This is a genomic window from Serratia inhibens (assembly GCF_003591175.1).
GTDB classification, from domain to species: domain Bacteria; phylum Pseudomonadota; class Gammaproteobacteria; order Enterobacterales; family Enterobacteriaceae; genus Serratia; species Serratia inhibens.
Genome location: NZ_QYYG01000005.1, coordinates 287,000 through 304,677, shown reverse-complemented (window position 1 = coordinate 304,677; position 17,678 = coordinate 287,000). Strand labels below are relative to the sequence as shown.

General features: G+C 57.2%; 17 protein-coding genes. 10 read left to right on the top strand and 7 right to left on the bottom strand.

Annotation, left to right across the window (positions count from 1 at the left end):
• The coding region (locus D4100_RS17470) for an integrase core domain-containing protein (protein WP_147417757.1) at nt 1-203 on the top strand (203 nt) is incomplete at its 5' end.
• A gap of 16 nt (nt 204-219) precedes the next feature.
• Here the strand turns inward: D4100_RS17470 and cysS are convergent.
• A complete protein-coding gene (cysS, locus tag D4100_RS17465; RefSeq protein ID WP_119804864.1) occupies nt 220-1,605 on the bottom strand; it encodes a cysteine--tRNA ligase in 1,386 nt (461 codons plus the stop codon).
• 331 nt (nt 1,606-1,936) lie between these two features.
• Here cysS and ppiB point away from each other — a divergent pair, with 331 nt between their 5' ends.
• The 4 genes from ppiB to purK all read left to right on the top strand — a co-directional run bounded on the left by ppiB (nt 1,937) and on the right by purK (nt 4,919).
• Nucleotides 1,937-2,431, top strand: coding sequence for a peptidylprolyl isomerase B (ppiB, locus tag D4100_RS17460; RefSeq protein WP_006322339.1), 495 nt, complete (start codon nt 1,937-1,939; stop codon nt 2,429-2,431).
• 10 nt (nt 2,432-2,441) lie between these two features.
• Complete coding sequence (lpxH, locus tag D4100_RS17455; protein WP_006322338.1) at nt 2,442-3,164, top strand: UDP-2,3-diacylglucosamine diphosphatase; 723 nt, start codon at nt 2,442-2,444, stop codon at nt 3,162-3,164.
• Between the two features lie 166 nt (nt 3,165-3,330).
• Nucleotides 3,331-3,855: a 5-(carboxyamino)imidazole ribonucleotide mutase gene (gene purE, locus D4100_RS17450; protein WP_006322337.1), complete on the top strand. Its 525-nt coding sequence runs from the start codon at nt 3,331-3,333 to the stop codon at nt 3,853-3,855.
• On the top strand, nt 3,852-4,919 hold the full coding sequence (gene purK, locus D4100_RS17445) for a 5-(carboxyamino)imidazole ribonucleotide synthase (RefSeq protein ID WP_006322335.1): 1,068 nt from the start codon (nt 3,852-3,854) through the stop codon (nt 4,917-4,919). The genes purE and purK overlap by 4 nt, the downstream gene beginning before the upstream one ends.
• 196 nt (nt 4,920-5,115) lie before the next feature.
• Here purK and D4100_RS17440 read toward each other — a convergent pair whose 3' ends face one another.
• From D4100_RS17440 to ybbA, 5 genes are all read right to left on the bottom strand, one after another.
• Nucleotides 5,116-5,889, bottom strand: coding sequence for a class I SAM-dependent methyltransferase (locus D4100_RS17440; RefSeq protein WP_119804863.1), 774 nt, complete (start codon nt 5,887-5,889; stop codon nt 5,116-5,118).
• Nucleotides 5,890-6,232: 343 nt separating this feature from the next.
• The gene (gene galE, locus D4100_RS17435; protein ID WP_119804862.1) at nt 6,233-7,249 is read right to left on the bottom strand and encodes a UDP-glucose 4-epimerase GalE; all 1,017 of its coding nucleotides are present in this window, start codon (nt 7,247-7,249) and stop codon (nt 6,233-6,235) included.
• Nucleotides 7,250-7,322: 73 nt separating this feature from the next.
• Nucleotides 7,323-8,729 (bottom strand): sugar porter family MFS transporter, encoded by a 1,407-nt coding sequence (locus tag D4100_RS17430; RefSeq protein ID WP_119804861.1) that lies wholly within the window; start codon nt 8,727-8,729, stop codon nt 7,323-7,325.
• A gap of 420 nt (nt 8,730-9,149) precedes the next feature.
• Complete coding sequence (gene ybbP, locus D4100_RS17425) at nt 9,150-11,582, bottom strand: putative ABC transporter permease subunit YbbP (RefSeq protein WP_119804860.1); 2,433 nt, start codon at nt 11,580-11,582, stop codon at nt 9,150-9,152.
• Nucleotides 11,579-12,265 (bottom strand): putative ABC transporter ATP-binding protein YbbA, encoded by a 687-nt coding sequence (gene ybbA / locus D4100_RS17420; protein ID WP_004949414.1) that lies wholly within the window; start codon nt 12,263-12,265, stop codon nt 11,579-11,581. The genes ybbP and ybbA overlap by 4 nt, the downstream gene beginning before the upstream one ends.
• Here ybbA and tesA point away from each other — a divergent pair.
• The 3 genes from tesA to D4100_RS17405 all read left to right on the top strand — a co-directional run bounded on the left by tesA (nt 12,236) and on the right by D4100_RS17405 (nt 14,610).
• Nucleotides 12,236-12,874: a multifunctional acyl-CoA thioesterase I/protease I/lysophospholipase L1 gene (tesA, locus tag D4100_RS17415; protein WP_167669659.1), complete on the top strand. Its 639-nt coding sequence runs from the start codon at nt 12,236-12,238 to the stop codon at nt 12,872-12,874. The two genes, ybbA and tesA, sit on opposite strands and share 30 nt — an antisense overlap.
• A 25-nt stretch (nt 12,875-12,899) precedes the next feature.
• Complete coding sequence (locus D4100_RS17410) at nt 12,900-13,676, top strand: SDR family oxidoreductase (RefSeq protein WP_119804859.1); 777 nt, start codon at nt 12,900-12,902, stop codon at nt 13,674-13,676.
• A gap of 79 nt (nt 13,677-13,755) precedes the next feature.
• The gene (locus D4100_RS17405) at nt 13,756-14,610 is read left to right on the top strand and encodes a co-chaperone YbbN (RefSeq protein ID WP_006322321.1); all 855 of its coding nucleotides are present in this window, start codon (nt 13,756-13,758) and stop codon (nt 14,608-14,610) included.
• A gap of 271 nt (nt 14,611-14,881) precedes the next feature.
• On the opposite strand, the gene cfa is transcribed toward D4100_RS17405, so the two are convergent.
• Complete coding sequence (gene cfa, locus D4100_RS17400) at nt 14,882-16,033, bottom strand: cyclopropane fatty acyl phospholipid synthase (RefSeq protein ID WP_006322320.1); 1,152 nt, start codon at nt 16,031-16,033, stop codon at nt 14,882-14,884.
• A 260-nt stretch (nt 16,034-16,293) separates the two neighbouring features.
• Between cfa and D4100_RS17395 the strand changes: the two genes are divergently transcribed.
• Nucleotides 16,294-17,199 carry an SPFH domain-containing protein gene (locus D4100_RS17395; RefSeq protein ID WP_004949405.1) on the top strand — a complete coding sequence of 302 codons (906 nt, stop codon included), beginning with the start codon at nt 16,294-16,296 and terminating at the stop codon, nt 17,197-17,199.
• A gap of 2 nt (nt 17,200-17,201) precedes the next feature.
• Complete coding sequence (locus D4100_RS17390; protein WP_006322319.1) at nt 17,202-17,672, top strand: NfeD family protein; 471 nt, start codon at nt 17,202-17,204, stop codon at nt 17,670-17,672.
• The last annotated feature ends 6 nt before the right edge of the window (nt 17,673-17,678 follow it).

Sequence of the window (17,678 nt, the reverse complement as noted above, 5' to 3'; positions counted from 1 at the left end):
TGGCGGAAAGGGTGAACGGGATACTGAAGACGGAGTTTTTGCTATCACGCCCGGCAGATCTGGAGCAGGCAAGAAAGATGGTGAGGGAATCGATAGAAATTTACAACAGAGAGCGGCCTCACCAGTCACTAAAATACAAAACGCCCGATGCAGTGCATCAGGCGTTTTACAGGCATAAAAGTGTCAACCTATGCCAGGACTAGTCACGGCCTGCGTCTGTTACTTACGGCGCCAGGTGGTCCCCTGCGGGCCGTCTTCCAGCACGATATTCATCTCGTTCAACCGATCGCGAGCGGCATCCGCCAACGCCCAGTCTTTGGCTTTACGCGCGTCGTTACGCTGTTTGATTAACGCCTCGATCTCCGCCACTTCACCGTCGTCAGCCTGTGCGCCGCTTTGCAGGAACTGTTCCGGCTCCTGTTGCAGCAGGCCCAGCACCTTCGCCAGCTTGCGCAGTTCCGCCGCCAGCCCGTTGGCCGCCGCCATGTCTTCGCCTTTCAGGCGGTTAACATCACGCGCCAGATCGAACAGCGCCGAGTAGGCTTCCGGGGTGTTGAAATCGTCGTCCATCGCTTCACGGAAGCGGGCTTCGAAGGCTTCGCCGCCGGCCGGTTGCGCGTTGGCGTCGGTGCCGCGCAGTGCGGTGTACAAACGCTCCAGCGCGGTGCGCGCCTGCTTGAGGTTCTCTTCGCTGTAGTTCAGCTGGCTGCGATAGTGGCCGGACATCAGGAAGTAACGCACCGTCTCGGCATCGTAATGGCCGAGCACGTCGCGGATAGTGAAGAAGTTATCCAGCGATTTCGACATCTTCTCGCGGTCGATCATCACCATGCCGGAGTGCATCCAGTAGTTGACGTACGGGCCGTCGTGGGCGCAGCTGGACTGGGCAATCTCGTTTTCGTGATGCGGGAACATCAGATCCGAACCGCCGCCGTGGATGTCGAAATGGGTGCCGAGCTGCTTGCAGTTCATGGCGGAACATTCAATGTGCCAGCCCGGACGGCCCGCGCCCCACGGCGATTCCCAGCTAGGTTCGCCCGGTTTGGACATCTTCCACAGCACGAAGTCCATCGGGTTGCGCTTCACGTCGTCAATCTCAACGCGCGCGCCGGCCTGCAACTGATCCAGATCCTGGCGCGACAGCAGGCCGTATTGCGGATCGCTGTCAATCGAGAACATCACGTCGCCATTGCTGGCTACATAGGCGTGATCGCGATCGATCAGGCGTTGGGTGATCTCGATGATCTCGGCGATATGCTGGGTGGCTCGCGGCTCTTGATCCGGGCGTTCGATCAGCAGCGAATCGAAGTCCGCGTGCATCTCCGCCAGCATGCGTGCGGTCAGTTGATCGCAGCTTTCGCCGTTTTCTGTCGCGCGGCGGATAATTTTGTCGTCAACGTCGGTCACATTGCGCACATAGTTCAGCGAATAGCCGAGATAACGCAGGTAACGCGCCACCACGTCGAAAGCGACAAAGGTACGCCCGTGGCCGATATGACACAGGTCATAGATGGTTACCCCGCACACGTACATGCCCACTTTACCGGCATGAATGGGTTTGAATTCCTCTTTTTGACGACTCAGGGTATTAAAAATCTTTAGCATCGGGACATTCCGTGGTGTGCGTGATAACAAAAATGATAATTGGGCTGTTCATCCAGCAACGTATTGAAACCCGAAGCCTGATCTAATGCAAGGTTAAGCCCGCGCTTTGCTGCGCCGGGTGGCGCAAATCGGTGATATCCCCGCCATCTTGCAAGCTAGAGGTATAAATTAATGCCCGTCGCCTTTGTTATAATATAACAACACCCGTTTTACCACTGAGCCTGCGCGGTTTAGCCGCTGCTGACTCGTTAAAGGAGATATGTTATAAGGTCGGTCTGAATGTTCACTCGCTCTACGTGACGTCTCACTTCATCTTGTTAGGACTAAAACTATGGTTACTTTCCACACTAATCACGGCGACATCGTTATCAACACCTTTGCTGACAAAGCGCCGGTTACCGTTGAAAACTTCCTGAATTACTGCCGTGCAGGTTTCTACGACAACACTATCTTCCACCGTGTTATCAATGGTTTCATGATTCAGGGCGGCGGTTTTGAGCCAGGCATGAACCAGAAAGACACCAAAGCGACCATCAAGAACGAAGCCAACAACGGTCTGAAAAACACCGTAGGCACCCTGGCGATGGCGCGTACCAACGATCCGCACTCCGCTACCGCTCAGTTCTTCATCAACGTGGCTGACAACGACTTCCTGAACTTCCGCGCCGAGAACGCGCAAGGCTGGGGTTACTGCGTATTTGCCGAAGTGGTTGAAGGCATGGACGTGGTCAACAAGATCAAAGCCGTGAAAACTGGCCGCAGCGGCATGCACCAGGACGTTCCGGTAGAAGACGTGATCGTCACCAGCGTTACCGTCGGCGAGTAATCGCGGCTGCATGAACACGCTGTTCATCGCGGATCTGCACTTATGCGCACAGGAACCGGCAATCACTGCCGGTTTTCTGCGTTTTTTGCGGCACGATGCGATCCACGCCGAAGCGCTGTACATTCTTGGCGATCTGTTCGAAGCCTGGATCGGCGATGACGATCCCGAGCCGCTGCACGCGGAGATTGCCGCCGCGCTGAAGACACTGCAACAAGCCGGCGTGCCCTGCTACTTTGTCCACGGCAACCGCGATTTCCTGCTTGGCAAGCGCTTTGCCCGCGCCAGCGGCATGCAGCTGCTGCCGGAAGAGAAAGTGCTGGAGCTGTACGGCCGCAAAATCCTGATCCTGCATGGCGACACGCTGTGTACCGACGATCAGGCCTACCAGCGGTTCCGCCGCAAGGTGCACAATCCGTTAATCCAGAAGCTGTTTTTGGCCATGCCACTGCGCTGGCGCCTGAAGATCGCCGCCAGGATGCGCACGCGCAGCCGGCAGAGCAATCAGGGCAAATCGCAAGCCATTATGGACGTCAACCCGCAGGCGGTTGAGCAGACGATGCTGAGCCATAACCTGCACTGGATGATCCACGGCCATACCCACCGCCCGGCGGTGCATGAGCTGGAACTGAGCAACGGCAAGGCCCACCGCGTGGTGCTGGGCGCCTGGCACACTGAAGGTTCGATGATCAAAGTCAGCGCCGACGCCGTCGAACTGATCCAATTCCCTTTCTAACCCCCTGACTTGCCACGCGAGTAATAAAATTCGCGTTTTCGACGGTGAAAACCGGCGACGCAACCGTTTTCCTCGCCGTGCGCTCATGGTATGATCTGCGCCCTCATTCGGCCTCCCGCCGCAGGCAACCGGCCGTCGTTTGTACACTTACAGGAGCCTTACACCCATGGGAGCCAACGCCGCTTCAGCCACCAACGCTGGGGTTAAAATCGCAATTGTAATGGGATCGAAAAGTGACTGGGCCACCATGCAGTTCGCGGCCGAAATCCTGACCCAACTCGATGTCCCGTTCCATGTCGAAGTCGTTTCCGCTCATCGCACGCCAGACAAGCTGTTCAGCTTCGCCGAACAGGCCGGCGCCAATGGCTTTGACGTGATCATTGCCGGTGCGGGCGGTGCTGCGCACCTGCCGGGCATGCTGGCGGCGAAAACGCTGGTTCCGGTGCTGGGTGTTCCGGTACAAAGCGCCGCGCTGAGCGGTGTAGACAGCCTGTATTCCATCGTGCAAATGCCGCGCGGCATTCCGGTCGGCACCCTGGCGATCGGCAAAGCCGGTGCGGCCAACGCCGCGCTGCTGGCGGCGCAAATTCTGGCGCTGCACGACATCGCGCTGGCACAACGTCTGGCCGACTGGCGCCAGGCGCAGACCGAAGAGGTGCTGAACAACCCGGATCCGCGGGAGGAAGCATGAAGCCGGTTTGCGTACTGGGCAACGGCCAACTGGGCCGCATGCTGCGCCAGGCCGGTGAACCGCTGGGCATCGCCGTTTACCCGGTCGGCATCGACGCCGAGCCGGAAGCAGTGCCCTATCAAAACAGCGTGATCACCGCCGAAATCGAACGCTGGCCGGAAACCGCGCTGACGCGTGAACTGGCGACCCACAACAGCTTCGTCAATCGCGATATTTTCCCCCGTCTGGCGGACCGCCTGACGCAAAAACAGCTGCTCGATCAGCTCGGGCTGGCCACCGCGCCGTGGCAATTGCTGGCCGATGCCGCCGAGTGGCCGCAGGTGTTCGCCACCCTCGGCGAACTGGCGATCGTCAAACGTCGCGTTGGCGGTTACGACGGCCGCGGCCAATGGCGCTTGCGCCCGGGCCAGGAAGCGGAACTGCCGGCTGATGCCTACGGCGAGTGCATCGTCGAGCAGGGGATTAACTTCTCCGGCGAGGTTTCGCTGGTGGGCGCACGCGGGCACGACGGCAAGTCGGTGTTCTATCCGCTGACCCATAACCTGCATGAAGAAGGCATTCTGCGCACCAGCGTGGCGCTGCCGCAGCCTGACCCCGCCCTGCAACGGCAAGCTGAGCAGATGCTGGCGGCGATCCTCGACGAGCTGAACTACGTCGGCGTGATGGCGATGGAATGCTTTATCGTTGGCGACAGCCTGCTGATTAACGAGCTGGCACCACGGGTGCACAACAGCGGCCACTGGACGCAAAACGGCGCTTCCATCAGCCAGTTCGAACTGCACCTGCGCGCCATTCTCGCCCTGCCGCTGCCAAAACCTGTGGTAAGCACGCCGTCGGTGATGGTCAATCTGATCGGCACCGCCGTGAATCAACAGTGGCTGGCGCTGCCGTTGGTGCATTTGCACTGGTATGAGAAAGAAGTGCGCGAAGGCCGCAAGGTCGGCCATCTCAACCTGAACGACCCGAGCGCCGCCGTGCTGCAACAGGCGTTGCAGGCACTGGCGCCGCTGTTGCCGGCCGAATACCAGAGCGGCCTGGCCTGGGCAGGGCAAAAGCTGGCTTAAGGTTTTACGCCGCGCAAAATAAAGGGTTCAGTTCACACCGATAACTGAACCCTTTTTCTGTGGTGCCATCCCTGTTGCTCTTATATTCAGACAGTTCACAAATCACGTGATAAAAACTCGTCTGAATACAGTTAATTCCCTCTATGAAAATACAATCACATTAATCACCACAGGTAATAATAACGGAGGAGACAAATTACCGTTGGCCCCAAGCCGAAATATTGGCATAACCAAAATCATAAAACCCTGCCGACTCGACACGTTTGGCGATTTCTTCTATTTCATTGAGGCTGTTATTTTTAATTGCAGAGATATCTTTAGCAAAAAGGCGAATGGTCGCGGCCATAAATCTTCCCATCGCCGTATCGCCAACCGTGGGTGTGCAAAGATCGATACGGACATTCCGCATCCCCAGAGCCGTCAACGGCGCGGGAAGAGAACGCCCCCAGTCGGCACTGGTCCCGATGGCGTTGGCGACAACCTCCCAAACCCCCATAGCAACCTGCCGATACTGATGATTTTGAGAAGACTCAATGGGAAAGGGATGGGCTTCTTCAATAAATATCCATCCATTGGGTTTTAGCCAAGAGACTATCTTGGGCAAGACTTGTTCGCGCTCATTGAGATGACACAATAACCATCGGGCATGAATTAAGTCGAAACTTTCCGGTTCAAAGGTATCCGTAATGACGTTATGTTCTATCGCGCGAAATGAATATCCCTCCGGCAAATTTGTTAGATCCAGGTCCGTTCCTATAACCTCCCCCTCAGGACAACACCTGGATAACTTCTCAGCAAAACTCCCTGAACCTGTACCAATATCCAGACAACGCCAATTTTTATCAACGGGTATTTTTTCAAGGATTTTATAGCTGTATGGGTCTATTGATTGCGCAAGAAACTTTAGACGTTCGGGTTCTGATGGATGAAAATCAATTGCACGAGCATAGCTAGACTGAGTGTTATTCATAATAACTTACCCATTGCGTTAATTATTATTTAATAAAGGTAGCAGGTATTATGAAAAAGTTGCAAACCATCAAAAACCAATAATAAAAATACATTAATAAAAAGTAATAATTCATGGAAATGGAAGTGGGAAAAAAATCCCATTACGTCAACTGCATGTCTGTCCGTATTTCAAACATCTCCGCGATCAATTAATTCCCGTCAGGGAAGAACACTGTCTGAAGCCCGAATACCAAAGCGACCGGATAGGGGCGTAAAAAAGCGGCTCCAGGGGTTTACGCCGCACTAAAACAGAGGGTTCAGTTCACCGATAACTGAACCCTTTTTCTGTTGCTTAGGGAGCCTTAGCGCCGATAGCCTTGCGGATTTTTGCTTTGCCAGTTCCAGGTATCGCGCATCATCGCATCGATCCCACGCTGCACTTCCCAGCCCAGCTCCTGTTTAGCCAAACTGACATCGGCCCAGAAAGCGGGCAAATCCCCGGCACGGCGCGGTAAGATCTGATACGGCACGGCAACGCCGGCGGCTTTTTCAAACGCATGCACCATCTCCAGCACCGAATGCCCTACCCCGGATCCCAGGTTATAAGCTTTAAAACCGGCGATCTGCTTTAGGTGATCCATCGCTGCCAGGTGGCCCTGCGCCAGATCCATCACGTGAATATAATCGCGCACGCCGGTTCCGTCTTTGGTGGGATAATCACCGCCGAATATACTCAGGTGCTCCCGCTTACCGACGGCCACCTGAGCAATATAAGGCAACAGGTTATTCGGGATCCCGCTGGGGTCTTCCCCCATCAATCCTGACTCATGGGCGCCTACCGGGTTGAAGTAGCGCAGAGAAACAATGGAAAAGGCCGGCTCGGCCTTGGCGAAATCCTGCAGGATCTGCTCCACCATCCACTTGGAGGTGCCGTAAGGGCTGGTCGTGCCGCCGATTGGCATATCTTCCCGGTAAGGCACCGGCGCATCTTCACCATACACTGTCGCCGAAGAGCTGAAGATAAACTGATGAACCCCGGCGTCGCGCATGGCTTCCAGCAATACCAACGTGCCCGCTACGTTGTTCTGGTAGTACTCCAGCGGTTTGCGGGTGGATTCTCCCACCGCTTTCAGGCCGGCGAAATGGATCACCGAAGCGATCTTGTGCTCGCCGAAGATCCGGCTCAGACACGCCGCGTCCCGCACATCCCCTTGGTAGAACACCGCCGCTTTACCGGTCAGTTGCTCTGCACGGCGCAAGGACTCTTCGGAGGCGTTGATCAAATTATCCAACACCACCACCTCTTCACCGCGCTCCAGCAGCGCCAGTACCGTATGTGAACCTATGTATCCGGCACCGCCGGTCACTAAAATCGCCATCATGCTCCCCTTTCATCAGCATCGGGCGCTAGCACCCGACGCATAAGCCTGTTTCATGCGCGCAGCCAGCAGACTAGCGCGTACCGATTTTGCGTAATGGCTTGCCGGCCATCAGATTGCGTTCGATATGTTCCAGAGAGATATTTTTGGTTTCCGGGATCAACGCCAGCGTAATAAAGATAAACGCCACGTTGAGCGCCGCGTAGACCCAAAAGGTATAGGCGCTGCCCAGCGAATTGAGCATGGTCAGGAAGGTCGCGCCGACGATCATGTTGGCGATCCAGTTGGTGGCGGTGGAACAGGTGATGCCAAAATCACGGCCTTTCAGCGGCTGGATCTCTGAACACAGTACCCAAATCAACGGGCCGGCGCTCATGGCGAAACCGACAATAAACATCAACAACATGATAACGGCGAAATATTGCGTCGCCGGCGAGCTCATGCCGATGCTCATCATGGTTCCCAACGCCCCCATGCCCACCGCCATCACGATAAAACCGAGGATCAGCGTCGGTTTGCGGCCCCAGCGATCCACCAACCCAATGGCGATAAAGGTCGCCAGCACGTTAACCAGCCCGACGATCACCGTTCCCCACATCTGCTGTTCGGTACTGGCAAAACCCGCCAGGCCAAAAATCTTCGGCGCGTAATACATGGTGACGTTCATGCCGGTAAACTGCTGCATTACCTGCAACAAGATGCCGAGGAAAACGGCGCGGCGGAAGTTTTTATTGTCCTTGAACAGCGCCCAGCCGCTCTGCTTCAGCTTGAGGCTTTCACGGATTTCGTTTAGTTCATGCTGTGCCTGGGCGCTGCTGTCGCGCAGCTTTTCCAGCACCTGACGCGCCTGTTCATGGCGATTGCGCGAGGCCAGCCAGCGCGGGCTGTCCGGCAGGAAGAACACGCCAATCAGCAGCAAGCCGGCCGGAATGGTGATAACCCCCAGCATCCAGCGCCAGGCGCCGGTGTAACTGAACGCGGTATCAGACAGGTAGGCGGCCAAAATCCCGATGGTGATCATCAATTGATACATCGAAATCATGCTGCCGCGAATTTTCTCCGGCGCGATTTCAGACAGGTAAATCGGCGCGGTATAGGAAGCGATGCCCACCGCCAGCCCCAGCAGAATGCGCGAGAGTATCAATATGTCCACATTGGGTGCCGCTGCGGAACACAACGACCCTGCCACGAACAGGATCGCGCCGATCATCAGGCTGTATTTGCGCCCGATGCGGAAATTCATCCAACCGCTGCCCACGGCGCCGACCGCCGCGCCGAACATCATCGAGCTGACCACCCACTCCTGTTGGGAACTGGTGATGTGAAAAGAGCCGGCAATAAACGGCAAAGCGCCCGCAATCACGCCGATATCCAGGCCAAACAACAGCCCGGCTAGCGCGGCCAGAAAACAGACGAAAAAAGTCATACCGGCATTCGTCTGGCTTTTCTCAGCCGACGCAATTTTGGCGGTAACACTCATACAGCCTCCAATAGATAGCGTTGAATCAGTTAACCGTCATGATAGGAGGCAATCCGCGGGAGGTAAGTGAGTGAGATCACATTAGTGGAAACGGTTACATTATTTTTATTTTTACAAACCCATAAATCAACACACTAAATCAAACATATATTATTGATTAAATTTACAAAAAAATTCACATCACTTACTGATACTCTCAAGATAAAAAACCTCCCTTATCAGACTTCGTTATTAATCTTGAAGGAGAGTCATTTATTTGTAAGCGATTTCACTTGAGTCAAATACTCAACGACGGATCGATGCAGAAGAGGAAAAGGCGCTTTCAGGCAGATAGTCTGGAAAGGAAATCTGTGGGTTTTCAATAGCAAAGGTATCGGCCCGGCCCCCAATAACAGAGGGCCGGGCCGACTATGCAGCGGTTTAACCGTCGTAACTGCGGAACAATGCCTGGCCGCGCAGCAACCGTACGCCCAGCCAACCGCCACACAGCGACAACAGCAGCGCACTGAGCAACGGCAACGCCCACCACAGCACCGGCGTTGGTGCCCACGGGAAGTCGAATACCTGGCTTTGCAATAGCCACAGTGCCGCTTCCGCCCCCACCGCAGCGGCTATCCCTGCCACCAGCCCCAGCAGCGCAAACTCGCACCACAGCGTGCTGCGCAACAGGCGCTTGCCGGCCCCCAGGGTACGGTACACCACCAGTTCCTGGCGCCGTTGCCGCATACCCACCTGCACCTGCGCCATCAGCAACAAGCCACCGCAAAGCACCACCAGCACTACCATCACCTCCAGTGCGCGGCTGACCTGTTGCAGCACCCCACCGACCTGTTTCAGGATTGATCCGATGTCCAGCAGGCTGAGCGTCGGGAATTGCCGGTTGAGCTGGGTCAGCATCTGGCCGTCCCCGTCATAGCGGAAACTGGTAAGCCAGGTCTGCGGTTGACCGTCCAGCGCACCCGGCGGGAAGATGAAGTAAAAGTTCGGCTTCAGGCTTTCCCAATCCACCTGCCGCAGGCTGGTGACCCTGGCGCTGAACGACTGGGTATCGCCGCTGAAGGTCAGCGTGTCGCCCAGTTTAATCTTGAGCCGCCCGGCAATGCCCTGATCCATCGACACCTCACCGGCCTTCGGTGGCCAACTGCCCGCCAGTAGCGGATTGTGCGCCGGCAAGTTCTCCAGCCAGGTCAGGTTCAGCTCACGGTTAACTGCCTCGCCGCCCGGGTCGTCCTCATGCACCCGCTCGGTCGCCACCTGCTGATTAATCTCGGTCAGGCGCACGCGCACAATCGGATAATAGGTTTCCGGCTTGACCTGATGCTGCTGCAGGAAGGTTTTCACCTGCGGTACCTGCGCTTCGGTCAGGTTCAGCAGGAAGTAGTTCGGGCTGTCCGGCGGCAGTTGCTGCTGCCAGCGCTCGAGCAGATCGCCACGCAGCACCAGCAACAACGCCAGCAGCATAAACGACAGCGAAAACGCCGCCAGTTGGCTGACCGTTACCCAGGGTTGATGCAGCAGGCGATTGACCGCCAATCGCAGCGCCAGGTTCTTCAGTGTAATGCGGCGCAGCAGCAACAAGCTGCCCCAGCCGATAGCGCCCAGCAGCAGCGCCAGCACCAGAATACCGGCGAGGATCGACCACAGCAGCGTGCTGGCCCCCATTAATGCGGTCAGCAGCGCCACCACAATCACCGCCGTCACCGGCAGGAAATAGCGCAGCGGCCAGACGTTAGCCACCACATCGCGGCGCAGCACCCGCAGCGGCTGGGTCGCCAGCAATTGTCGGTACGGCCGCAGCCCCACCAGCAGCGAAATCATCAGCAACGCGCCGATCGCCCACAACCACGGCCAGGCTCCGGCGGCAGGCAATTCCGCCGGTAACACCGGCGCCAGCAGCCGGATCAGCACCGCTTCAAACCCCAGCCCGATAATGCCGCCGCACGCCGCCGCCAACAAAATGACCGCCAGCCATTGGCCGACAATCAGCTTGCGCAAGGCGCTGCGGCCGGCACCCAGCGTTTTCAGCACTGCGATCAGATCGTAACGGCTACGGCAATAGTGACTCATGGCCACCGCCACGGCGGCAATCGACAGCAGCAGAGTCAGCAGCGCCGACAGCAACAGGAATTGCTGCGATCGTTGCAGCGATTTGCCCAGCGCGCTGCCGGACTCCTGCAATCCAAACCAACGCTGGTCGGGTTGCAGCTGCGGTGTCAGACGCGTTTCGTAACGCTGAACGTTCTCCGGGGCGCCGGCGAACATATAGCGGTAAGTCAGGCGGCTGCCCGGCTGCACCGCCCCGGTTTTATCCACATCCGCCAGGTTGATCATGATGCGCGGCGCAGTCTGGAACGGATTGAAGCCGGAGTCCGGCTCCTGAAGGATTTCGCCGGCAATGCGCAAGCGCGTGTCGCCCACGTCCAGCGAGTCCCCCACTTTCACATTCAGCAACGCCAGCAAACGCGGCGCCACCAGCACCGACCCCGGCGCAAGCTTGACGTTGGCCGGGCGCGTTTCCAGCTTGCCGTACAGCGGATAGGCCAAATCGGTGGCTTTCACGTCCGCCAATTGCGGTCTGTCGCCGGCGTAAGTCATGGTAGTAAACGACAGCTGGCGGCTCACTTTCAGCCCTTCCTGCCGCGCATCCAGCAGCCAGCCTTCCGGCACCGGCCGGGCGCTGCGCAGCACCCGGTCACCGGCGATGAAATCGCGGCTCTGCTGGCTCAGCCCCTTGTCCATGCGATCGCTGATGCTGCCCAGCGCCAGCACGCAGGCCATCGACAGCGTCAGCGCCAGCCAGACGATCAGCAGTGACGGCGATCGCCACTCCCGCCAAAACCAGCGCCAGATCATGCTTCCTCCCACAGCTTGCCTTCACGCAGGCGCAACCGCCGCTGGCAGCGCGCCGCCAGGGTTTCGTCATGGGTGACCAGGATCAGGGTGGTGGAGAAATCGCGGTTAAGGGAAAACAGCAAATCGGCGATGCGTTCGCCGGTCTGGCGATCGAGGTTGCCGGTCGGCTCATCGGCAAACAGCACCCGCGGCCGGCCGCTGAACGCACGCGCCAACGCGACCCGCTGCTGCTCGCCGCCGGAAAGTTGCGCCGGCAGGTGATCTAGCCTTTTGCCCAGCCCCAACTGCTCCAGCAACTGAACCGCCTGCTCGCGGCTCTGCCTGTCGCTCTCACCGCGCAGCAGCGCCGGCAATTGCACGTTCTCCAGCGCGTTGAGCGTCGGCACCAGCATGAATGACTGAAATACAAAGCCGACGTTTTTGGCGCGCAGGGCCGCGCGTCCTTCTTCGTCCAGTGCTGTCAGTGATTCCCCCAACAAATGCACGTCCCCTTCGCTGCCGTCGTCCAACCCGGCGAGGATCCCCAGCAGTGTCGATTTGCCCGAGCCGGATTCGCCAATCAGGGCAATTGTCTGTGCGGGTTTGACAACCAGCTCGACTCCGGTAAGGATGGAGAGCTGATGCTCACCCTGACCAACGTGTTTACTAAGATGATGAACTTCAAGAACGTTTTCCGCTGGCATCTTCCCTTCCTTTTGCTGTTGGGATTATTCAGTTTACGCGCTGTCGCCGCCGATACCTTATTGATTTTAGGCGACAGTTTAAGTGCCGGTTACCGCTTGCCGGTGGCGCAGGCCTGGCCGACACTGCTGGCCGACCAATGGCAGAAAAAACCGGGTGATCCGCAGTTGGTGAACGCCAGTATCAGCGGCGACACCGCCGCACAAGGGCTGGCGCGCCTGCCTGCACTGCTGAAACAACACCAACCGCGCTGGGTGCTGATCGAACTGGGCGCCAACGACGGTCTGCGCGGTTTCCCGGCGCAGGACGTGCAACGCGATCTCAGCCAAATCATTACTCTGGTGCAGCAGGCCGGTGCGCAGCCGCTGCTGATGCAAATCCACATTCCGCCCAACTATGGCCGCCGCTATACCGAGGCTTTCAGCGCGATTTACCCGCAGCTGGCCAGGCAGTTCGACATTCCACTGCTGCCGTTCTACATGGAACAGGTGGTGATCAAAGCGGAATGGATGCAGGATGACGGATTGCACCCCAATAAGGACGCCCAACCGTTTATCGCCACCTGGATGGCGGAACGCCTGGAACCTCTAGTAAAACATGAGTCTAACTAAATAGGGTTGTACACTAGGTAAAGTTATGCAAAAAGCGGTATTGATAACCGGCTGTTCCAGCGGGATAGGACTGATTGCAGCGCAGGATCTGCGTAATCGCGGCTACCGGGTGCTGGCCGCCTGCCGCAAGCCGCAGGACGTGGAAAATATGCGTCAACTGGGGCTGGAAGGCATTGAGCTGGATCTGGACGACAGCGACAGCGTCGAACGCGCGGCGGCACAGGTGATAGCGCTGACCGGCGGCCGGCTGTATGGCCTGTTCAACAATGGCGGCTTCGGCGTTTACGGCCCGCTGAGCAACATTTCCCGTCAACAGCTGGAGCGGCAATTCTCCACCAACCTGTTTGGCACCCATCAGTTGACCCAGTTGCTGTTGCCGGCGATGCTGCCGCACGGCGAAGGGCGCATTATTCAAACCAGTTCGGTGATGGGGCTGGTCTCCAGCGCCGGACGCGGCGCCTATGCCGCCAGCAAGTTTGCGCTGGAAGCCTGGTCCGACGCGTTGCGCATGGAGCTGCACGGCACCGGCATTCAGGTAAGCCTGATTGAACCCGGTCCGATTTCGACCCACTTTACCCAGAACGTGAACCAGGCGCAGAGCGATAATCCGGTGCATAACCCCGGTATCGCCAAACGTTTTACGCTGCCGCCGGAGGCCATTTTGCCGAAGCTGCGCCACGCGTTGGAAAACCCGCGCGCCAGGCTGCGTTATCCGGTGACCTTGCTGGCGCACGCGCTGAGCGTATTGCGCCGCATACTGCCCGGCCGCTGCCTGGACTGGCTGCTGCGCAGCAACGGTTAATTGGGCCGCAGGGGTTGAAGAATGCCGCCCCGCCCCCATCTAAAAGCCAATGGCTCCGCAAGATCAGAGAGAAAATTACATGCTAGCTCAAGCTGTTGTTGATATTAACGAAACAAATCTGCACCAAACGCTGGAACAATCGATGTCCCTGCCGGTGCTGTTCTACTTCTGGTCAGAGCGCAGCCAACACTGCCTGCAGCTCACTCCGGTACTGGATAAGCTGGCGGCGGAATATGCCGGTCAGTTCTTGTTGGCCAAAGTGGACTGCGACGTAGAACAAGCGATCGCCGCCCAGTTCGGGCTGCGCTCCCTCCCTACGGTTTATCTGTTCAAAGACGGCCAACCGGTCGACGGCTTCCAGGGCCCTCAGCCGGAAGAGGTCATTCGCGAATTCCTGCAACGCTTCCTGCCGAAGGAAGAAGATCTGAAACTGGCACAGGCAACCGATCTGCTGGCTGAAGGCAATGCGGCTGAAGCGCTACCGCTGTTGAAAGACGCCTGGCAAGCCAGCCAGCAACGCAGTGATATCGGCCTGACATTGGCGGAAACCCAGATCGCGCTGAACCGCACTGAAGAGGCCGAAACGGTGCTGGCGACCATCCCGCTACAGGATCGCGATACCCGTTATCAGGGCCTGGTGGCGCAGATTGAATTGCTGAAGCAGGCCGCCGACACGCCGGAAATCCAGCTATTGCAACAACAGGTGCAACAACAGCCGGAGAATGTCGATTTGGCCGTGCAACTGGCGCTGCAACTGCATCAGGTGGGTCGCAACGAAGAAGCGCTGGAGCTGCTGATGGGGCACTTGAAGAAAGATCTGGCCGCCGCCAACGGCAGCGCGCGCAAGACGCTGATGGATATTCTGGCCGCACTGGGCACCGGCGACGCATTAGCGGCTAAGTATCGTCGTCAGTTGTATTCTCTGCTCTACTAAATACCCGTCATACTTGAAGCTGCATCTGTGTTGGCTGCGTTTACACACCCCAGTCACTTACTTGAGTAAGCTCCTGGGGACTCACAAACTTGCCGCCTTGACGCAACTCCAATTATTTAGGGTATACCCTTCGTTATTTGGGGAAAATCCCCTATGGATTTCCCGTCACATCTAGGCGGCAAACGCGAGAATCCCTGGGAGCTTAGATAACTAAGTGACCAGGGTTCGAACGTGCAGCCAACAACGATGTGGCTGGAAAGACTAAGGGGATTTAGCGGTAGACCCGAACCCCGCCTTCAACGCCTTTCGGGCTGAACAGCACTTGCCATAGCTGGATGTCGCGCGCACGGAACGCACCGGCGCAGGCATTCAGGTAATAAGTGAACATCCGCTCGAAACGCTCAGAGTAATTTTCTGACAGCGCCGGCCACGCCCGTTTGAAATTCTCATACCAGGCCATTAGCGTGCGATCGTAATCGGCACCGATATTATGCCAATCCTCCATCACAAAACGCTTTTCGCTGGCTTCGGCGATTTGACGTACCGAGGGCAGACAACCGTTGGGAAAAATATATTTATCAATCCAGGCGTCGACGTGGAGATTGGTTTGGTTGGCACCAATGGTGTGCAACAGGAACAGGCCATCGGGCTTCAGATTGCGCTCCGCGACGCTGAAATAGGTGTCGTAGTTTTTCGGCCCGACGTGTTCAAACATGCCGACGGAAACGATGCGGTCAAACTGGCGGTTCAAATCGCGGTAATCCTGCAACAGGATCTCCACATCCAGCCCCTGGCAGCGCTCCTGAGCCAGCTTTTGCTGTTCGGCGGAAATGGTCACGCCGTACACCGATACGCCGTAATTTTCCGCCGCATACTGTGCCAGCCCACCCCAGCCGCAGCCGATATCCAGCAGCGACATGCCCGGTTTCAGTTGCAACTTCTCGCAGATCATTTTCAGCTTGGCCAACTGCGCCTGCTCCAGCGTTTCGGCCTCCTTCCAGTAACCGCAGGAATATTGCATATGAGGATCAAGCATCGCACGAAACAGATCGTTGCCGATGTCGTAATGCTCCTTCCCCACCTGCCAGGCGCGCTTGCGCGATTGCCGGTTAAACAGCCGCGCATAGGCGATCCGCGTAATGTCCGTCAGGCTTTTCGGCAGGCGTTCATCAACGCCGAAATGCAGGATGCGGGTAAATAGCGCGTCCAGCCTGTCGCAATCCCACCAACCATCCATATAGCTTTCGCCAAACCCGAGCGAGCCTTCCTGCAAAATGCGTTTAAATAAGCCCGGATTGTGCACCTGAAGATCAAATGCATTATTCCCGTTGATGGTAATACCGGCCGCAGCCAGCATTTCCTCCACAATGAGATACCAGCGATCTTTTTTCTGGGCGAGTTCATCGACACTGATTGAGTCCATAACGATCCTTGGCGCAAGATGTCACTTCAAAAAGCATAGTCGCAATTAGAAATGACAAAAGTTTGAAATAAGCGCAGCGGCCGATCCCACTCTAGCCAAGACAGACAACGTCATGAAATGAATTAAAATTATTGGAAACATGCCAATTTGGAATGTTATCGCTTCCTATACTGATTTATCTCCTGAAACGACGGGGATATTAGGCTTTCCCTCCGCTGTGGCGTAAAATCTTCTTACATATGTCTGACAGGAGGTTTGCCATGTTTACCCTTATCCCCATTGTAATTGTCGTCGCGTTGATCATCGTCTTCGCCGGCGTCAAAATTGTTCCGCAAGGGTTCCAATGGACGGTGGAACGCTTCGGCCGCTACACCAAAACGCTGATGCCCGGTTTGAATCTGGTCGTGCCCTTTATGGATCGCATCGGCAGAAAAATCAATATGATGGAACAGGTGCTGGATATTCCTTCGCAGGAAATCATCTCGCGCGATAATGCCAACGTGGCCATCGATGCGGTGTGCTTTATCCAGGTGGTGGATCCGGCGCGCGCCGCTTACGAGGTCAGCAACCTTGAGCGGGCGATCGTCAACCTGACCATGACCAACTTCCGTACCGTGCTCGGCTCAATGGAGCTGGACGAAATCCTGTCGCAACGTGACAGCATCAACAGCCGCCTGCTGCATATCGTGGACGAAGCCACCAACCCGTGGGGCGTCAAGATCACCCGTATCGAGATCCGCGACGTGCGCCCGCCTGCCGAACTGATCGCTTCAATGAACGCCCAGATGAAGGCCGAACGTACCAAGCGTGCGGATATTCTTGAGGCCGAAGGCGTGCGCCAGGCAGCCATTCTGCGCGCCGAAGGGGATAAGCAATCGCAGATCCTGAAAGCCGAGGGCGAACGCCAATCGGCATTCCTTCAAGCCGAAGCGCGCGAACGTGCCGCAGAAGCGGAAGCGCGGGCCACTCAGTTGGTTTCCGACGCTATCGCCAGCGGCAATATCCAGGCGGTGAACTATTTTGTGGCGCAGAAATACACCGATGCACTGCAGAAGATCGGCTCCGCCAACAACAGTAAAGTCATTATGATGCCGCTGGACGCCAGCAGCCTGCTCGGTTCAATCGGTGGCATTGCCGAGCTGTTGAAAGACACCAAAGGCAAGTAATCATGCTCGAACAAATTGCAGCAAACCCGCACTGGTTCTGGCTTTCGCTCGGCGGGCTGCTGCTGGCGGCCGAGATGCTCGGTGCCAGCGGCTACCTGTTATGGAGCGGCGTGTCGGCGGTGGTGGTCGGCGCGATGGTCTGGCTGCTGCCGCAGCTGGCCTGGGAGTGGCAGGGGGTGATTTTTGCCGTACTGACCATTGTCGTGGCCTATCTGTGGTGGTACTGGCTGCGCCAGCGACCGGCGGCGGCATCCAGCGGATCCCAGGTGCTGAACCAGCGCAACCGCCAGTTGATCGGCACCCGCGCTACCTTGACCGAAGCCATGCATAACGGCATGGGCCGCATTAACATCGGCGACAGCAGCTGGCGCGCGCAGGCCAGTGAAGATCTGGCGATAGGGACCGAAGTGGAAGTGATCGCCGTCGAGGGCGTAACCCTGGTGATCCGTGCCCTGTCGCAGCAAGCGCATTAACGAATC